This window comes from Mesorhizobium sp. CA6, from assembly GCF_020165035.1.
GTDB lineage: Bacteria > Pseudomonadota > Alphaproteobacteria > Rhizobiales > Rhizobiaceae > Mesorhizobium.
Genome location: NZ_JAIUHI010000005.1, coordinates 1 through 17,699, shown reverse-complemented (window position 1 = coordinate 17,699; position 17,699 = coordinate 1). Strand labels below are relative to the sequence as shown.

The 17,699-nt window shown below is 64.6% G+C and carries 12 protein-coding genes; 3 read left to right on the top strand and 9 right to left on the bottom strand.

The features are described from left to right. Positions 1-18: 18 nt before the first annotated feature. Positions 19-750 (bottom strand): LuxR family transcriptional regulator, encoded by a 732-nt coding sequence (locus LB526_RS08905; protein ID WP_224627315.1) that lies wholly within the window; start codon positions 748-750, stop codon positions 19-21. Between the two features lie 249 nt (positions 751-999). Between LB526_RS08905 and LB526_RS08900 the strand changes: the two genes are divergently transcribed. After that, the gene (locus LB526_RS08900) at positions 1,000-1,851 is read left to right on the top strand and encodes a transporter substrate-binding domain-containing protein (RefSeq protein WP_411965611.1); all 852 of its coding nucleotides are present in this window, start codon (positions 1,000-1,002) and stop codon (positions 1,849-1,851) included. Positions 1,852-1,929: 78 nt separating this feature from the next. Here LB526_RS08900 and LB526_RS08895 read toward each other — a convergent pair whose 3' ends face one another. Continuing rightward, positions 1,930-2,343 carry a tellurite resistance TerB family protein gene (locus LB526_RS08895; protein WP_224627314.1) on the bottom strand — a complete coding sequence of 138 codons (414 nt, stop codon included), beginning with the start codon at positions 2,341-2,343 and terminating at the stop codon, positions 1,930-1,932. Positions 2,344-2,554: 211 nt separating this feature from the next. Here LB526_RS08895 and LB526_RS08890 point away from each other — a divergent pair, with 211 nt between their 5' ends. Continuing rightward, positions 2,555-4,204, top strand: coding sequence for a lysine--tRNA ligase (locus LB526_RS08890; RefSeq protein WP_224627313.1), 1,650 nt, complete (start codon positions 2,555-2,557; stop codon positions 4,202-4,204). On the opposite strand, the gene LB526_RS08885 is transcribed toward LB526_RS08890, so the two are convergent. The 7 genes from LB526_RS08885 to LB526_RS08855 all read right to left on the bottom strand — a co-directional run bounded on the left by LB526_RS08885 (position 4,167) and on the right by LB526_RS08855 (position 13,133). Further along, the gene (locus LB526_RS08885; protein WP_411967309.1) at positions 4,167-5,051 is read right to left on the bottom strand and encodes a thermonuclease family protein; all 885 of its coding nucleotides are present in this window, start codon (positions 5,049-5,051) and stop codon (positions 4,167-4,169) included. The two genes, LB526_RS08890 and LB526_RS08885, sit on opposite strands and share 38 nt — an antisense overlap. Before the next feature lie 11 nt (positions 5,052-5,062). Then, on the bottom strand, positions 5,063-5,704 hold the full coding sequence (locus LB526_RS08880; RefSeq protein WP_140845691.1) for a helix-turn-helix transcriptional regulator: 642 nt from the start codon (positions 5,702-5,704) through the stop codon (positions 5,063-5,065). A gap of 234 nt (positions 5,705-5,938) precedes the next feature. Next, positions 5,939-8,158, bottom strand: coding sequence for a 3-hydroxyacyl-CoA dehydrogenase NAD-binding domain-containing protein (locus LB526_RS08875; protein WP_224627310.1), 2,220 nt, complete (start codon positions 8,156-8,158; stop codon positions 5,939-5,941). 12 nt (positions 8,159-8,170) lie between these two features. Then, on the bottom strand, positions 8,171-9,379 hold the full coding sequence (locus LB526_RS08870) for an acetyl-CoA C-acetyltransferase (RefSeq protein WP_224627308.1): 1,209 nt from the start codon (positions 9,377-9,379) through the stop codon (positions 8,171-8,173). Between the two features lie 33 nt (positions 9,380-9,412). Then, complete coding sequence (locus tag LB526_RS08865) at positions 9,413-10,585, bottom strand: acyl-CoA dehydrogenase family protein (RefSeq protein ID WP_224627306.1); 1,173 nt, start codon at positions 10,583-10,585, stop codon at positions 9,413-9,415. A 52-nt stretch (positions 10,586-10,637) separates the two neighbouring features. Further along, positions 10,638-12,434 (bottom strand): acyl-CoA dehydrogenase, encoded by a 1,797-nt coding sequence (locus tag LB526_RS08860; RefSeq protein WP_224627305.1) that lies wholly within the window; start codon positions 12,432-12,434, stop codon positions 10,638-10,640. A gap of 234 nt (positions 12,435-12,668) precedes the next feature. Next, the gene (locus tag LB526_RS08855; protein WP_224627498.1) at positions 12,669-13,133 is read right to left on the bottom strand and encodes a MerR family transcriptional regulator; all 465 of its coding nucleotides are present in this window, start codon (positions 13,131-13,133) and stop codon (positions 12,669-12,671) included. 448 nt (positions 13,134-13,581) lie between these two features. Here LB526_RS08855 and LB526_RS08850 point away from each other — a divergent pair, with 448 nt between their 5' ends. Continuing rightward, positions 13,582-17,604, top strand: coding sequence for an SEL1-like repeat protein (locus tag LB526_RS08850; protein ID WP_224627304.1), 4,023 nt, complete (start codon positions 13,582-13,584; stop codon positions 17,602-17,604). Positions 17,605-17,699 lie beyond the last annotated feature (95 nt).

Genomic DNA, 17,699 nt, shown 5'->3' with positions numbered 1-17,699 from the left:
CAGGTCGGCACGGCCGACCTAGCTAATATAGCCGCGCCTAATCGCCTCCGCGACTGCCTGTACCCGGTTGGCTGCGCCGAGTTTGCTCTTGGCGTTAAGAAGGTGTTTCTCGGAAGTGTGTTCCGAGATGCCGAGGATTTGCGAGATCTCCCATTCGGACTTGCCGACGGCGGCCCATTGCAGGCACTCCCGCTCACGCGCCGTCAATTCTATGTGATCGATGACGCTGTCGGCCTTGGTGTGCAGTTGCATGGCGCGGCCGATCGCATAGGTCGACGCGAGCGATACCATTCCGAATTCCGCATCCGACAATTCAACGGATTCGCCGCCCAGCGAGACCATGACGATCTGGCCGTCGAGCGTGACCAGCGGAAACGCCAGGCCGTCGCGCAGCTTGAACTCGCGCGCGTCGCCCATGACTTCGTCGCTGTTCTTGTCGATCAGGGCGTTCTTGGAAGCGTCCCGCCATTGGAACGGCGCCTGAAGCTGCTTCATGTGACTGACGACCGGGTCGTGGTCGACATAATTGCGCGCTACATAGCGCTCCAGCCATTCGCCGGGCCAATCGCAAAGCATCACATGCTGTTTCTGCCGCCCGCGCGGCGTGCCCGGGTGCGGCACGGTTCCCGCCATCAAGGCGGTCAGGCCGAAGCTCGAAGTGATGCCGAGCAGCCTCTCGCAGACCGCGGCCGCGGTGCCAGCATGCTGCAACTGATCTATGTATTCCAGAGTTCTGTCGAACAGGCCCATCGCAACATCTACCCCATGTTGCTTCTGCTTTTTCATTACCGACGGTAGATGCCCGAACCCCCCTTCGTCATCAACCCCCGCGTCGCAATCTCCTCAGCAAAACCGGCAGCTTCCCCCTTCCGGCACGCAAGGTCACTTGCAAACGTGCTAAAGCATACGCTGAATTTGGCTGCTTGAAATCAAAAACCGTTGTGCCTGCCCCCCTTTTCATACGAAAAGCCAAGAAAGCTGTCTGGGCGGAGCCTTATCGTGAAATTGCGGTGGATATTTCTGGCCCTGATATCGGCACTGACCGGCGCGCTGCCCCTTGCCGGACCGACTCAGGCGGCGGAGCCGCAGGTGCCGGTGCTGTGGGACGCCAAGGAGCGGCTGCCGAAACCCGATCTCTCCGCGCTGCCGCGGCTCAGATTCCTCACCACCACCGATTTTCCGCCGTTCAACTTCCTCGACGGCGCCGGCCGCCTGTCGGGTTTCCACATCGATCTGGCGCGGGCGATCTGCGCGGAACTGGGCGTCGCCGAAAAGTGCCAGGTCCAGGCTTTGCCGTGGAACGAACTGGACGATGCTCTGCAGAAAGGCGAAGGCGAGGCGATCATCGCCGGCATCGCTGCGACGCCGGACAGCCGCGAGAAATACGCCTTCTCGCGCTCCTACATGCAATTCCCGGCTCGCTTCATCATGCCCAAAGCGAAGGCCTTCGCCGAGCCGATCCTCGACAAGCTGCGAAGCAAGCGGGTCGGCGTCGTCGCCGGCTCGGCGCATGAGAAAATGCTGCGGGACTACTTCAACACCGTGCAGGTGGTGACCTTCGACACACCGGAAGACCTCTATGCCGACCTCAAGGCCGGCAAGGTCGACGCCGCCTTCGGCGATGGCATGCGCTTTGCTTTCTGGCTGGGCGGCTCGGACGCCGCCGGCTGCTGCCGCTTCGCCGGCGGTCCGTATCTGGCGCCGGAATATCTGGGCTCGGGCATGGCGATCGCCACCCGCAAGAACGACACAGCGCTTGCCGCCGCCTTCGACTACGCGCTGCAGGAAATCTCGATCAAGGGCACCTTCGCCGAATTCTACCTGCGCTATTTTCCGGTGAGTTTTTTCTAGCCGGTTATCCAGCAATTCCGAACAGAAGGCTGCGGCGAAGTCGCCGAGCCTAACCGCTCACACTTTTCCTGGATTGCTTCATGTCAGCGAGCGCAAGCGCGCCTTGGCCGCGCGGGCGATCGCGGCGACGGTCAGCGTGTCGAGGTCGAGCTTGAGGCGGATGAGCTGCAGGACGCGCACCTCCTCCATGCGCATCTCGAGATCGACTGCGGCAACCTCGAAAGCAGCGGCATAAGCGGTGTCGCGCAGCCGCTCCGGCATTGCCTCGGCGACGCGCGCCAGCACGCCTTCCAGCCCGTCCTTCTCATGCAGCGCCTTCTGACACGCCTGCGCCACTGCAACCAGCCTGTCCTGGTTGAAGTCGACGAACACCGGCCAGGAGCGGACGACGTCGCCGATCCGCTGCAGCTCGACATCGGTCATGTCGCGATCGGAGGCCGATGTGATGACCATCAGGTGGATCAGGGCTTCGTGCGGCGTCAATGAGGGCATTCAAAACTCCTGAAAGCATGCATGTCATCTCTCCAAAACCGTGACACACTTTTGGATGACATGCACTGGATGATGGCCTCGAACGTAAGAGCGCTATCGCGGCGTCGCAAGGAAAAGCGCCGCAAATCGTTGACGCTCCAGCCTGTCACGCCTAGAGACCGATCGACAAATCCTTATCCGCCACGAAGACGGCCATGACTGGAACTTTGACATGACGGGATCAAACATCATCGATCTCACTCCCGAGATGCTTGCCGCGGCGGCCGAGAGCAAGGCCTGGCCGTTCGAGGAAGCGAAGAAAGTCATCGCTCGCTACAAGGGCAAGGATTTTCCCGAAATCGTCCTGTTCGAGACCGGCTACGGCCCGTCCGGCCTGCCGCATATCGGCACCTTCGGCGAGGTGGCGCGCACGACCATGGTGCGGCATGCCTTCCGGGTGCTGACGCAGGACAAGGTCAAGACCAAGCTTCTGTGCTTCTCCGACGACATGGACGGCATGCGCAAGATCCCGGAGAGCGTGCCGGACCGCGCCGCGCTTGAGCCCTATCTGCATATGCCGCTTACCTCGGTGCCCAATCCGTTCGGCGGCGACTATGCGAGCTTCGCCGACCACAATAATGCGATGCTCTGCCGCTTCCTCGACACGTTCGGCTTCGACTACGAATTCGCCAGCGCGACGCAGTACTACAAGGCCGGCCGTTTCGACGAGGTGCTGCGGCGCGCCGCCGAACGCTATGACGAGATCATGGGCGTGATGCTGCCGACGCTCGGGCCGGAGCGCCAGGCGACCTACAGCCCGTTCCTGCCGATCTCGCCGAAGAGCGGCCGCGTGCTCTACGTGCCGATGATAAATGTCGACGCCAAGGCCGGCACCATCACCTTCGACGACGAAGGCGCCGAGACGACGCTGCCTGTCACCGGCGGCCGTGTGAAGCTGCAATGGAAGCCGGATTTCGGCATGCGCTGGGCGGCGCTCGGCGTCGATTTCGAGATGTTCGGCAAGGACCACCAGACCAACGCGGCGATCTACGACCGCATCTGCAACATCCTCGGCGGACGCGCGCCGGAGCATTTCGTCTACGAGCTGTTCCTCGACGAGGAAGGCCAGAAGATCTCGAAGTCGAAGGGCAACGGCCTGACCATCGACGAATGGCTGACCTACGCGCCGACGGAGAGCCTCGGACTCTACATGTACCAGCGGCCGCGGCAGGCGAAGAAGCTCTATTTCGACGTCATCCCGAAGGCGGTGGACGAGTATTACGCTTTCCTTGGCGCCTATCCGCGCCAGGACTGGAAGGAGCGGCTCGGCAACCCGGTCTGGCACATGCATGACGGCAACCCGCCGGCCATCGACCTGCCGGTGCCTTTCGCGCTGCTGCTCAACCTGGTCAGCGCCTCCAACGCGCATGACAAGGCGGTGCTGTGGGGCTTCATCTCGCGGCATGCGCCGGGCGTGACGCCGAAGACCCATCCGGAGCTCGACCGGCTGACCGGCTACGCGATCCGCTATTTCGACGACTTCGTGAAGCCTACCAAGGTCTACCGTGCCGCCGACGAGGTGGAGCGCGACGCGCTGGCCAAGCTCTCCGACGCGCTCGGCACGCTGCCGCAGGGCGCCGACGGCGAGGCGATCCAGAACGCCGCGCTCAATGTGGCGCGCAAGATCGAGCGCTACCAGGATCATTCCAAGCAGAGCCCGGAAGGCGGACCCGGCGTGTCGGTCGCCTTCTTCCAGATGATCTATCAGGTGCTGATCGGCCAGGAGCGCGGACCGCGCTTTGGTTCCTTCGCGGCGCTTTACGGCATCGCCGAAACACGCGCGCTCATTGAGCGGGCGCTGGCTGGTCAACTGGCGGCGTAACCGCGCCGCCATCGGCCGGCAGGATCGAATCCGGCGCGACCGGCGCCGGCCCTGACGCGGCCGGCAGCGCCGGTAGGCCGTCAAGCTTCGGCGCCGGGCCGAAAATACCTTTCCTTGCGGCGCGGGCCTTGTCCCCGGCCTCGACATAGGGACCGCCTTGCGCCGCGCGCGCCCAGCCATTCTCGACCAACCACTGGCCGATGTCCTGGTTGCCGATATGGCATTCGGCGGTAATGATGTCGCGACCGCCGTCCGGCGGCACCGTGCAGGCGACCGCACGGCCACGCAGGAAGGCGCGGAAGGCTGTTCTGGCGCGCGTGCCGCAGGCCCAGCTCTTGCCCGCGTCGCTACAGGTTTCGTCGGCCTTGACGACGTCCACGCCGGACACGGCGACCGCGTAGCCCTTCGACTCGATGAGCCCGGCGGCGGTGGCGACCGGCTGGAACAATTTTGTGCCGTTCCAATCGTCTGGCATCTTCGTTTTGGGCGGCTTGGGCGGCCCGGCCAGCGCCAGATCACTGAGCGGCGCGCGCGGTTCCACCCGTTCGAGTTCCTGGTCCGACAGGTCCGGCGGCGCCACGACGTCGCGATCGATGGTCCTCGAATGAGCGGCAGGCTTCAGTGGGCGCGGAGCGGCCGGCGCCGGGATGGCCGAGGTCGCGGGCTCTTGCGCGGCATCAGAAGCGGAAGGGGTGTAGCCGCCGGTGGGAAGCGCATCGGCGATGGGATCGATCTGATCGACCGTGATGCCGCTTTCGTGGCCCTTGACCGTGCGTCCGCCGGCAACAACGAGAGCCGCCATCACGGGAAGTGCCAGAATCGTCAGGGCTGTTTGAAGAAGCCGCACCGGCCCCTGCCCTACTGGCTCGCCCAGACGATGCGCGCCATCCATTCGATGTCGCGCGTCGGAATGTCACGGTCCGGATGGGCAGGGTTGAGCGAAACCAGCACGATCGATTTCACCGTTTGCCGGTCGAGCACCTTGGCCATCACCTCGCCGGCGGTGGTCTTGACGACGACACGGTCGCCCTTGCGCGTCGGCGCGCCCGGTTCGACGATCAGCACATCGCCATTGCGGTAGAGCGGCAGCATGGAATCGCCCTGCACCTGCAGCGCGTAGGACGTCTCGGTCGCCCGCGCCGGAAGCTCGACCAGATCCCAGCCCTGCCCTGCCGGATAGCCGGCATCGTCGAAGAAGCCTCCCGCGCCGGCCTGGGCGAAACCAAGCAACGGAACGGCGCTGCGCTGTTGGGCTATGGCGGCGCCACCGCGCCCTTCGACCAGTCCGGTGAATTCCTCGAGCGACGCGCCGGTGGCCTCGATGATCTTGGCCAGCGATTCGGTCGAGGGCCAGCGCGGCCGGCCGTCGGAAGACAGGCGCTTCGACTTGTTGAAGGCCGTCGAATCGAGGCCCGCGCGCCGGGCAAGACCGGAAGCCGATAGCGAATAGCGCTCGGCGAGAGCGTCAATGGCGGCCCATACGCGGTCGTGTGAGAGCACGCGCGCTCTCCTTCAAACAGGAAAAAATGCCTCAAGCCTGTCTAGCGCGCGACCACACCATTGTCCACCGGTAGCGGCGGATGACCGGGATGGAAAGTGATACGCTGTCGCGCAAACGGGCCTGGTTCGGCGGACCAATCTAGCTAGCTCTCGTCGCCGACCCTGTAGGGGCCACGGCCCGACGCCGTGGCCATGGTGCGGGCCATTCGCCCCCAGACATACATCTTGGGTTGATCAGGCCGCCTCTCGGACCTCGCCCTTCCGGTAAGGGTCGAAGCGCTGGTAGAAGGTCTCGCCCTTCTCGGCCATGTCGAGCAGAAGCTTCGGCGCCTTGAACTCGGCGCCATACTTCTTCTGCAGCCCCTTGGCGATCTTGACGAAACGCTTGGCGCCGATGCCGTCGATGTAGGATAGCGCGCCGCCGGTAAAGGGAGCGAAGCCGAAAGCGAGGATCGAGCCGACGTCCGCCTCGCGCGGATCGGTGACAATGCCTTCTTCCATCACCCGCGCCGCTTCCAGCGCGATGGTCACCAAGAGGCGCTGGTTCAGCTCCTCATAGTCGACCTTTTCGGGCTTCAGCTGCGGATAGAGATCCTTCAGACCCGGCCACAGCTTCTTCTTCGCCGGCTTGGCCGGATAGTCGTAGAAGCCCTTGCCGTTCTTGCGGCCGAAGCGGCCATGCGTGTCGACCATGGTGTTGATCAGCGCCATCTGCTTGGGATCGACGGCCTTGTCGCCCAGATCCCTGATGGTCTGCTTCATGATCTTCTGAGCAAGGTCGACGGCCGTCTCGTCGGTCAGCGCCAGCGGGCCGACCGGCATGCCGGCAGCCTTGGCGGCGTTCTCGATCATCGGTGCAGGCACACCTTCGATCAGCATCTTATAGGCTTCCGACATGTAGCGCAGCACGCAGCGGTTGACGTAGAAGCCGCGCGTGTCGTTGACGACGATCGGCGTCTTCTTGATGGCGCGCACGAAGTCGAAGGCGACCGCCAAGGCCTTGTCGCCCGTCTTCTTGCCGAGGATGATCTCGACCAGCATCATCTTGTCGACCGGCGAGAAGAAGTGGATGCCGATGAAGTTCTTCGGCCGCGCCGAATTCTTCGCCAGGGCGGTGATCGGTATGGTGGACGTGTTGGAAGCGAAGATTGCCGACGATTTCAGCACCGCTTCGGCCTTCTCCGTGGCTTCCTTCTTGACGCTCGAATCCTCGAAGACCGCCTCGACGACCAGATCGCAGCCGGCAAGGTCGGCATAGTCCGCCGTCGGGGTGATCAACGACAGAAGCTTGTCCTTGTCCTCGGGTTTGGCGCGGCCCTTCTTGACCTGATCGGCCATCAGGCTGACGGAATGCGCCTTGCCCTTCTCGGCCGACGGCAGATCGCGGTCGAGCAGCACCACCGGAATGCCGGCCCTGGCCGTGACATAGGCGATGCCGGCGCCCATGAAGCCGGCGCCGAGAATGCCGATCTTCTTGAACTTGGTGTCCGGCACGCCGGCAGGGCGGCGCGCGCCCTTGTTCAGCTCCTGCAGCGAGACGAACAGCGAGCGGATCATCGCCGCCGCTTCCTTCGACCGCATGATCTCGGTGAAATAGCGCTGCTCGATCCTGAGCGCCGTGTCGAAAGGCACCAGCAGGCCTTCATAGACGCATTTCAGGATCGCTGCCGCGGCAGGATAATTGCCGTGGGTCTCGCGACGTAGGATGGCGATCGCCGGCGGCCAGAGATTGGCGCCGGCCGCCGAATAGATCGGACCGCCCGGCAGCTTGAAACCCTTCTCGTCCCAAGGGGCGACCGGCTTCAGGCCGTTCCGGATCATCGCCTTGGCGGTCTCGACCAGTTTCGAAGGCTCGGCGATCTCGTGGATCAGGCCCATCGCCTTCGCCTTTTGCGGCGTCAAGTTCTGCCCGGTGGTCAGCATCTGCAGCGCCTGCTGCTGGTCGGTCAGCCGCGGCACGCGCTGGGTGCCGCCGGCACCGGGGAAGATGCCGATCTTCACTTCGGGCAACGCCATCTTCACCTTGTCGGAATCGGCGGCAACGCGGCCATGGCAGGCGAGCGACATTTCGAAGGCGCCACCCATGCAGGTGCCGTTGATCGCCGACACAAACGGCTTGCCGCAGGTCTCGATCTTGCGGAACAGGCCGGTCATATAGCCGGCATTGTCGAACAGCGCCTTGGTCGCCTTCTCAAGGTCATTCTCCTTGTCGACGGCAAAGGTCGCCAGCATCTTCTGCAGCATGGTGATGTCGGCGCCGCCGGAAAAGCTGTCCTTGCCCGAGGTGATGACCGCGCCCTTGACGGCGGCATCGCCGGCCACATGATCGACGATGGCGTTCAGCTCGCGCATCACCTCCTCGGTGAAGACGTTCATCGAGCGGTCCGGCATGTCCCAGGTGATCAGCGCGATGCCGTCGGCGTCGACGTCGAGGGTGAAATTGGTGTAGCTCATCTCTTCTCTCCCTCAGACGCGTTCGATGATGGTGGCGGTGCCCATGCCGGCGCCGATGCAGAGCGTGACCAGCGCGGTGTTGAGATCGCGGCGCTCCAGCTCGTCCAGCACCGTGCCCAGGATCATTGCGCCGGTGGCGCCGAGCGGATGGCCCATGGCAATCGCGCCGCCATTGACGTTGATCTGGTCATGCGGGATGTCGAAAGCCTGCATGTAGCGCAGCACGACCGAAGCGAAGGCCTCGTTGAGCTCGAACAGGTCGATGTCCGACTGCTTCATCTTGGCGCGCTTCAGGAGCTTCTCGGTGACGTCGACCGGACCGGTCAGCATCAGCACCGGTTCCGAGCCGATATTGGCGAAGGCGCGGATGCGCGCGCGCGGCTTCAGTCCCATCGCCTTGCCGGCCTTCTTGGAACCGAGCAGCACGGCGGCGGCGCCGTCGACGATGCCCGAGGAATTGCCGGCATGGTGGACGTGGTTGACCTCCTCGACCTCGGGATGCTTCTGCACGGCGACCGCGTCGAAGCCGCCCATCTCGCCCGGCATGACGAAGGACGGATTGAGCGAGGCGAGCGACTGCATGTCGGTCGTGGGCCGCATGTGCTCGTCATGGTCGAGGATGGTGAGACCGTTCTGGTCCTTGATCGGGATCACCGAATTCTTGAAACGACCCTCGCCCCAGGCCTTGGCGGCGCGCTTCTGGCTCTCGACGGCGTAGGCGTCGACGTCGTCACGGGAAAACCCGTATTTGGTGGCGATCAGGTCGGCCGAGATGCCCTGCGGCACGAACCAGCCGGGCAGGCCGACGGAAGGGTCCATGAACCAGGCGCCGCCGGACATGCCCATGCCGACGCGCGACATGGATTCGACGCCGCCGGCAATCACGATCTCGTCCGCCCCTTGCGCGATTTTGGCGGCGCCGAAATTGATGGCGTCGAGACCCGAGGCGCAGAAGCGCGAGATCTGCATGCCGGGTGCCTTGGTGTCGTAGCCGGCCTCGAAGGCGGCGGCGCGCGGAATGACGGAGCCCGCCTCGCCGACCGGATCGACGCAACCGAAGATGATGTCGTCGACATTGCCGGTGTCGAGCCCATTGCGATCGCGCAGCGCCTCGAGCGTCCTGGCGGCGAGCCGCACCGCCGGCACCTCGTGCAGCGAGCCATCCTTCTTGCCCTTGCCGCGCGGCGTGCGCACGGCGTCATAGACGTAAGCCTCAGTCATTTTCGTGCTCCTTGGCTTTGCCAGCCGCCGCGCTCACAGAGAGCGCCCGATCAGCAATTTCATGATTTCGTTGGTGCCGCCATAGATGCGCTGGACACGGGCGTCGCGGTACATGCGGGCGATCGGATATTCATTCATGTAGCCATAGCCGCCGTGCAGTTGAAGGCATTCGTCGACGACTTTGCCCTGCAGATCGCTGAGCCAGTATTTGGCCATCGAGGCGGTCACCGGATCGAGGCCGCCGTCGATATGGCGGGCGACGCAGTCATTGTAGAAGACGCGGCCGATCGTGGCCTCGGTCTTCAATTCGGCCAGCTTGAACTGGGTGTTCTGGAACTCGATGACCGCCTTGCCGAAGGCCTTGCGTTCCTTGACGTAGTCGATGGTCAGCGCCAGCGCCCGCTCGGTCATGGCGATCGCCCCGGTGCCGATCTGCAGCCGCTCCTGCGGCAATTGCTGCATCAGCTGGACGAAGCCCTTGCCTTCCTCGTCGCCGAGCAGGTTGGAGGTCGGCACGCGCACGTCGTTGAAGAACAGTTCGGACGTGTCGTTCGACTTCAGCCCGATCTTGTCGAGGTTGCGGCCGCGCTCGAAGCCCTCGACCTCCTCGGTCTCGACGACGATCAGCGACGTGCCCTTGGCGCCCTTGTCCGGATCTGTTTTGGTGACGACGATGATCAGGTTGGCGAGCTGGCCATTGGTGATGAAGGTCTTCGAACCGCTGATCTTGTAATGGTTGCCGTCCTTCTCGGCGCGGGTCTTGACGCCCTGCAGGTCGGAGCCGGCGCCGGGCTCCGTCATGGCGATGGCGCCGATCAGCTCGCCGGTCGCGAGCTTGGGCAACCATTTCTGTTTCTGCTCTTCGGAACCGTAATGCAGGATGTAGGGTGCTACGATCGAATTGTGCAGGCCGATGCCGAAGCCGTCGACGCCGACATGGCCGATCGCCTCGATGATGGCGCTCTCATGCGCGAAGGTGCCGCCCGAGCCGCCGTATTGCTCCGGCATGGAAGCGCAGAGCAGGCCGGCCGCTCCCGCCTTCAGCCAGCTCTCGCGGTCGAACATCTCGTTCTTCTCGAACTCGTCGTAACGCGGCGCGATCTCCTCGGCCATGAAGCGCGATGCCAGATCGTAGAGCATGCCGACCTCGTCCGCCGCCCAGGCGGGCTTTGGAAGACCAAGAATTTCGGCTGGATTTGTCGCCACGATTTCCTCCGCGTTCCGACACTTGTGGGCCGGCGGTGCCGGCCCGCCAAACCTAGAACGCTTCCGCCGGCAGCGCCATTAGCGTGTCCGCGCCACTCGTTATGCGGGCGAGACGCGCCGCCGTTTCCGGCATGACGCGCTCCATGAAGAAGCGCGCGGTCGTGAGCTTGGCGTCGTAGAACGCGCCAGCTCCGTTGGCGCCGTCCGCGAGCTTCGCCTCAGCGGATTTCGCCATTTGCGCCCACATGTAGCCCAGCGCCACCAGGCCGAAGAGATGCATGTAGTCGCTCGAGGCCGCACCGGCATTGTCGGGCTTGGCCATGGCGTTCTGCACCAGCCACATGGTGGCCGCCTGCAGGTCGTTGAGGCCCTTCTTCAGCGCCTTGGTGAAGGGCGCCATCTTCTCATCAGTGCGGTTTTCCTCGCAGAACTCGCCGACTTCCTTGAAGAAGGCCTGCACGGCGCGACCGCCATTCTGCGCCAGCTTGCGGCCGACGAGGTCGAGCGCCTGGATGCCGTTGGCGCCTTCATAGATCATGGCGATGCGGGCGTCGCGCACGAACTGGCTCATGCCGTGTTCTTCGATGTAGCCGTGGCCGCCGAATACCTGCTGCGCCATGACCGCATGGTCGAAACCCTTGTCGGTGAGCACGCCCTTGACCACCGGGGTCATCAGGCCGGTGTAGTCGTCGGCCGCCTGGCGGTCCTTGTCGTCACCGGAACGGTGCGCGACGTCGGACTTGATCGCCGTCCACAGCGCCAGCGCGCGGCCGGCCTCGTTGAAGGCCTTCATGGTCATCAGCGAGCGGCGGATGTCGGGATGGACGATGATCGGGTCGGCCTTTTTGTCCGGCGCCTTGGCGCCCGACAGCGAGCGGCCCTGCAGGCGGTCCTTGGCGTAGGAGACGGCGTTCTGATAGGCGATCTCGGAGATTGAAAGCCCCTGCAGGCCGACGCCGAGACGGGCCTCGTTCATCATCGTGAACATGGCCTTCAGGCCGCCGTTCAATTCGCCGAGCAGCGTGCCTTCCGCCTCGTCATAATTCATGACGCAGGTCGAGTTGCCGTGGATGCCCATCTTCTCCTCGATCGAGCCGCAGGAGACGGTGTTCCTCTCACCGGGATGGCCCGAGGCATCGAGCTTGAATTTCGGCACAATGAACAGCGAGATACCCTTGACGCCTTCCGGCGCGCCTTCGGCGCGGGCAAGCACCAGGTGGACGATGTTGTTCGCCATGTCGTGCTCGCCGGCGGAGATGAATATCTTCTGGCCGGAGATTCTGTAGGTGCCGTCGCCGTTGGGAACGGCCTTGGTGCGCAGCAGGCCGAGGTCGGTGCCGCAATGCGGCTCGGTCAGGTTCATGGTGCCGGTCCAGGTGCCCTCGATCAGCCTGGGCAGCCATGTCGCCTTCTGCTCCTCCGTGCCGTGGGTGACGATCGCCGCGATCGCGCCTTGCGTCAGGCCGGGATACATCATCAGCGCCATGTTGGCGGAAACCATATATTCGGAAACAGCCTGGTGCACCGTGTAGGGCAGGCCTTGGCCGCCGAACTCGACGGGTGCCGCAAGCCCCATCCAGCCGCCTTCGCGATACTGGTCGTAGGCGTCCTTGAAACCCTTCGGCGTCGTTACCGAGCCGTCATCATGGCGCACGCAGCCTTCCATGTCGCCGACACGGTTCAGCGGATGCATGACGTTTTCGGCCAGCTTGGCGCCTTCGGCGAGGATCGCCTCGAGCACGTCGGGCGTCGCATCCGAGAAGCCCGGAAGATTGGAATAGCGCTGATAGCCCAGCACATCATTGAGCACGAACAGCGTGTCCTGGATCGGCGCCCTGTAGATCGTCATGCCTTCCTCCACCCTTGCAGTCCCGGCCGGCCGGCAAGTTGCTGTCCACGTCCTGGACAGGAGGCCGGGGCCAATGTCGATGCCCCGATAGCAAATATTGACGTTTGCGTAAACGTCAACTTCGTCGCAGCTGGAAATTTTTGTGAGCGGTCAGGCATTGTGGCGACAAAAAAGCCGCGCGGCTATGGCCACGCGGCTTTCAGTTTTCGGATTGTCGCGGTTGAACGTGTGCGTTCACCCGGCGGCGCTGGCCTGCGGCGCCGCGGTGCGCTCGACGAGCATCTGGCGCACGATGGACATCGAGTTGCTCAACTCGCCGATGGCGTCGTCGATCAGCGCACGCTGCTTCTGCAGGCGGGCGAGTTGCTTCTCCGACTTATCGAGGGCCAGCCGCAACTGCCTGGTGTTGGTGCCGGTCGGATCGTAGAGATCCATCATCTGCTTGACGTCGCGCAGCGAGAACCCGACCTTGCGGCCGAGCAGGATCAGCTTCAGGCGAGCCTTGTCGCGGCGCGTATAGAGACGGGTCGAGCCGTCGCGATGCGGATTGAGCAGGCCCTTGTCTTCATAGAAACGCAGCGTGCGCAGCGTCACACCGTATTTCTTGGCCATCTCGCCGATGCGGACGAATTCCTCGCCGGCTTCGACCGGGATGTCATTGGTATTGGCCGCGGCTTCGCCGGGCGAAACAAGTTTCATGGTCACTGGCTTTCCCCTGGTGGCGTCGCGGTCGGGGACCAAGCGTCGCCTGAATGGAAGCGGGGGCGTGCTTCCAATCGTGGTTGCAACAAGTCAATCGCAAGAGGCACGGCTTCGCACCTTTTACGTTTACGTCAATTCTATAACGACAGCCGCAGGGTGACGCAAGGGCGTTGTCAAAACGGAGCTTTATGCCGCACCCGCCAGGCGGCTCACGATTATGCGACTTCTTAAGCTTGGTTAACGCCTTGTTTACCACGTTGGGCGAAATGTGCGCATGTCGGTCACCCGTGTTTATCCTGTAGAGAATTTTTCACGGTTTTCGAAGCGTGGGTGAAAACCCGGGAAGCCCGTCTTCCTCCGCAGCAAAACCGCTCGGCTCGCTTCGTTTCCGGCAGGCTAATGGGAGACCGGCCTCCGGCCGGCCATTCTGAACACGGGCGCATCGATGAACAGCAAGCGGTCCTATCTCGATACACTCAATGCCGGCAGGCAACGCCGGCCGCACGCCTCGCTCGAAGAACTGAACCGCTCGCTCGAAACCCTGGAGCAGCGGCTGGACCGCACGCGCGCCGATATGCCCGATCGCCCCGACCTGCGGCGGCCGCCAGTCGAGCCGCGTTATCCAAGCACGCAGCCTTACGGCCAGCCGCGCTGGTACGAAGACACCTATGCCGCGCAAAGACCCCTGGACCGGCCGCAGCAGAACCCGGCGGCGCAGAATCCTGGCTCACAGTATCAGCGGCCGCAACCGCGCGCGCCGCAAAATCCGGCGCCCGCCGCGCCCGCCTTCGACCAGGGCTATCAGGCGATCGCGCGTGACATCGACCGGGTGCGCGGCCAGGAAGACAGCGTCGCCATGGTCGGCAAGATCGCCGTCGAATTGCGCGGGCTGCGCGAGGAATTGCGCCACCAGATGACCGCCGGCCTGCAGCGCGAATTCGAGGCGTTTCGCCAGGACATCGACCGCGCTATGCAGCGCGGCGCCAACGGCCTGCCGGATAAGAGCAGCGCCGAGCTCGGTCTCGAATTCGAGCGGCTTTCGGGCGCCATCCAGACACTGGCCGAAAAGAGCGACGACCGCAGCGTCAACCTGCTGCGGCTGGAACTGGAACAGGTGAAGGGCGCGCTGGACACGCTGGCACGCGAGGAAAGCGTGCAGAAGGTGGACCGCCGCTGGGACGATTTCGACCGCCGCTGGAGCGCCTTCGAAGACCGCGTCGACGCCGACCAGCGCAAGCGCGCGGAAGGCCCGAGCCTTTCGGTGCTGACCGACCGGCTCGAACAGATCAGCAGCGCCGTCAACAACCTGCCGGAATCGCTTTCGCTGCGCTCGCTGGAGGAAAAGGTGCGCACGCTTGCCGGCGCGGTCGACCGTTTCGCCAGCCAGCAGACTATGCGCGGCGGCGAGACGCTGGCCATGATCGACGAGCGGCTGGACGAGATTTCCCGCGCCATCGTCGCCTCGACGGTGGCCGCGCAGGCCAATGCCTTCGACCCCGAGACCTTCGGCCGGATCGAGAAGCGCATGGCCTCCCTGGCGGCGCAGATCGAAGAGGTTGCGCAGTCGCGGCCCGGCGCGGAAGTCATCGATCACCTCAACCTTCTTACCAGCCGTGTGGACCAGTTGGCCGGCAGGGCGGACCTGCCCGAGCAGGCCATGGAGCGGCTCGGCAAGCAGATCGCCTTGATCACCGACAAGATGGACCGCGCGCAGGCCATGCCCGACGCCGATCATATCTTCCAAGGCCTGGAACAGCGCTTCGAGGCACTGTCCATGTTAATCGAGCGCCGCCAGGGCGATGCGATGGAACAGGGCAATATGCTGTTTCGCGATCTAGAGCGTCGGCTGGACGAGGTCGCGGACCGGCTCGACCAGCGCATGCGCCAGGATGAGAGCGCCGGCATCATGGAGGTGATCGACGCCCGCTTCACCGCTTTGGCCAAGCGCATCGAGACACGCACGCCGGATCCCGCCAACGACGCGGCGATCCGCGGGCTGGAGAGCCGGCTCGAGGATATTTCCAGCCGGCTGGAAATGTCCGCGCAGCAGGTCGCGGGCATCGATCCGGCGCTGATCCGCAGCCTGGAGGCGCAGGTCGCCGGCCTGTCGGCGCATCTTTCCAAGCCCGGCACGCCGCTGCCCGAATTCGAGGACATCAGCCCGCGCCTCAACGAGATTGAGAAGTCGCTGGCGGGCACGCGCGATTCCATCCTGACCGTGGCGCGCGAGGCGGCTGAGAGCGCCGTCAGATCGCTTGCCGACTCGACGTCCAGCACGGCCCAGAGCAACGCGACCGCCGTTGCCGGCCTCGCCCAGGACCTGAAGACGCTCGAAGCGCTCACCCGCCGCTCCGACGAACGCAACTCGCGCACATTCGAGGCGATCCACGATACGCTGCTCAAGATCGTCGACAGGCTCGGCTCGCTCGAATCGGACGAGACCAGCGAAGCGGTCAGCGAACTGGTGGATCCGCAGCCGGCCGGCAAGCGCGGCGGCCGCGGCGGCAAGATCGCGGTGCAGGACGCGCCTTCGATGGATATCGACCAGCCGCTGCCGCTCACGGGGGACATGGCCGGTCTCGAAGGCCGTGCGGCTGCGATCATGCGCGATGAGCCAGACGCGCCGCGCACGCCTGCCGAGGCCGCGGCGGCAGCAGCCATGGCGGCCCTCGGGCCGGATGCGATCGGCGACAAGAGCGAGACGGCCGGCCGCAGGAGATCGATGTTCAGCGGCCTGGCGCGCGCTTTCAAGGGCAAGAAAGATGCGGACACGCAGCCGCTTGCCGGCTCTGCGCCGGTCGGTGACGTGCCAAGCGTCGACATCGACGAGCCGCTCGACCCCAAGGCCGCCAACCGGCCGTTGGAGCCCGGTTCCGGCGCGCCGGACCTCAACGCTATCATGAAACGCGTCCGCGACGAGCGCGGCGGCCAGCCGGTCAAGCGCAACGAGAGCGATGCCGCCAAGTCCGATTTCATCGCCGCGGCCCGCCGCGCGGCCCAGGCCGCAGCCGCGGAAGCCGACACGCTGAAGCGGCAATCGACCCTGACCGGCCCGGTGAAGGCGCTGAGGATAGGCGACCTGCTCAAGGCGCGGCGCAAGCCGATCCTGATGGCGGCGGCCGCGATCATGATGGCGCTGGCCGGCCTGCAGCTGGGCAAGGCCTTTTTGTCAGATCCGGTCGAGACGGCCAACAACCAGCCCGCACCGGTCGTCTCTCCGCAGACGGTCGACACGGAAACAGCACAGGACGAAAGCGGCCCGGCCCGGCCCGTCAGGCAGGCCGAGCCCGTCAAGGACGCGGCACTCGCCGCTTCTACGTCTTCCAGTCCCGAAAATGCCGCAGCCATGCCCGCCGAAGCGGCGCCCGCGCCAGTGGCGCTTGCTGCGCCTGCCGCGCCGGTGCCGGCTCCCATGGCTTCGGCAACGCCGCCCGAACCCGCCGCCGCAGCCGTCTCCGCGGCGGATACGGATGGCGACACGCAGCCGATGGCCAAGGACCCCATGACGGCCAGTCCGGCAGCCGAGGGCGCCGCCGCCAGCACACCGACGGCCACGTCCGTCGACACGACAGGCGCCGTGCCGCCGGCCGGGAGCCAGGCAGCCGCGGCCAAATTCGATATCCCTTCCGAAATCGGTCCGGTGGCGCTGCACGACGCGGCCGCCGGCGGCGACGCCAAGGCGCTGTTCGAGATCGGCTCCCGCTATGCGGAATCGCGCGGCGTGAAGGAAGACATGAAGGCGGCCGCCAAATGGTACGAGCAGTCGGCCGAGCTCGGCTTCGCGCCGGCCGAATACCGCATCGGCAATTTCTACGAAAAAGGCATCGGCGTCGCGCGCGACATCAAGAAGGCCAAGACCTACTATCAGCTCGCCGCCGAACAGGGCAATGCCAGCGCCATGCACAATCTGGCGGTGCTGTTCGCCATGGCGGCGGACGGCGTGACCGACAATGAATCGGCGACGCACTGGTTCCAGGAAGCCGCCGACCTCGGCGTCAAAGACAGCCAGTTCAACCTCGGCATCCTGGCCGCCAAGGGCGTCGGCATGAAACAGAACCTGGAGGAATCCTACAAGTGGTTCGCGCTCGTCGCCAAGACCGGCGACAAGGACGCTGCGGCCAAGCGCGACGAGATCGCCAATGCGCTCAGGCCCGAACAGCTCGAGCGGGCGCGCGCCGCCACGGAATTGTGGAAGGCCAAGCCGCTCAACGCGGCCGCCAACTCGGCCGACGTTCCGGAGTCCTGGCAGGACAGCACTCCCCAGACGACCGCCGGCATCGATATGAAGAAGGCGGTGAAGAACATCCAGCTGATCCTCAACAAGAACGGCTACGATGCCGGTGGCGCCGACGGCGTGATGGGCGGCAAGACCAAGAACGCCATCATGGCCTTCCAGACCGACAACAAGATGAAGCCGACGGGCGAGATCGACGCGCCGCTCGTCAAGGCGCTCTTGGCGCACAAATAACGGCGGACGCGTCGCATATGCGACGCCCTGCCACACATTTGCCTGTTAACTGATTGAGATGGTTTTTGTTTCGGCGCGGGGGCGGGCTTGATCCC

What these genes read in the sequence shown, in the direction of transcription:
- LB526_RS08905 (WP_224627315.1), bottom strand. Translation starts at nt 750, where the DNA reads ATGGGCCTGTTCGACAGAACTCTGGAATACATAGATCAGTTGCAGCAT.
- LB526_RS08895 (WP_224627314.1), bottom strand. Translation starts at nt 2,343, where the DNA reads ATGCCCTCATTGACGCCGCACGAAGCCCTGATCCACCTGATGGTCATC.
- LB526_RS08890 (WP_224627313.1), top strand. Translation starts at nt 2,555, where the DNA reads ATGACGGGATCAAACATCATCGATCTCACTCCCGAGATGCTTGCCGCG.
- LB526_RS08875 (WP_224627310.1), bottom strand. Translation starts at nt 8,158, where the DNA reads ATGAGCTACACCAATTTCACCCTCGACGTCGACGCCGACGGCATCGCG.
- LB526_RS08870 (WP_224627308.1), bottom strand. Translation starts at nt 9,379, where the DNA reads ATGACTGAGGCTTACGTCTATGACGCCGTGCGCACGCCGCGCGGCAAG.
- LB526_RS08860 (WP_224627305.1), bottom strand. Translation starts at nt 12,434, where the DNA reads ATGACGATCTACAGGGCGCCGATCCAGGACACGCTGTTCGTGCTCAAT.
- LB526_RS08855 (WP_224627498.1), bottom strand. Translation starts at nt 13,133, where the DNA reads ATGAAACTTGTTTCGCCCGGCGAAGCCGCGGCCAATACCAATGACATC.
- LB526_RS08850 (WP_224627304.1), top strand. Translation starts at nt 13,582, where the DNA reads ATGAACAGCAAGCGGTCCTATCTCGATACACTCAATGCCGGCAGGCAA.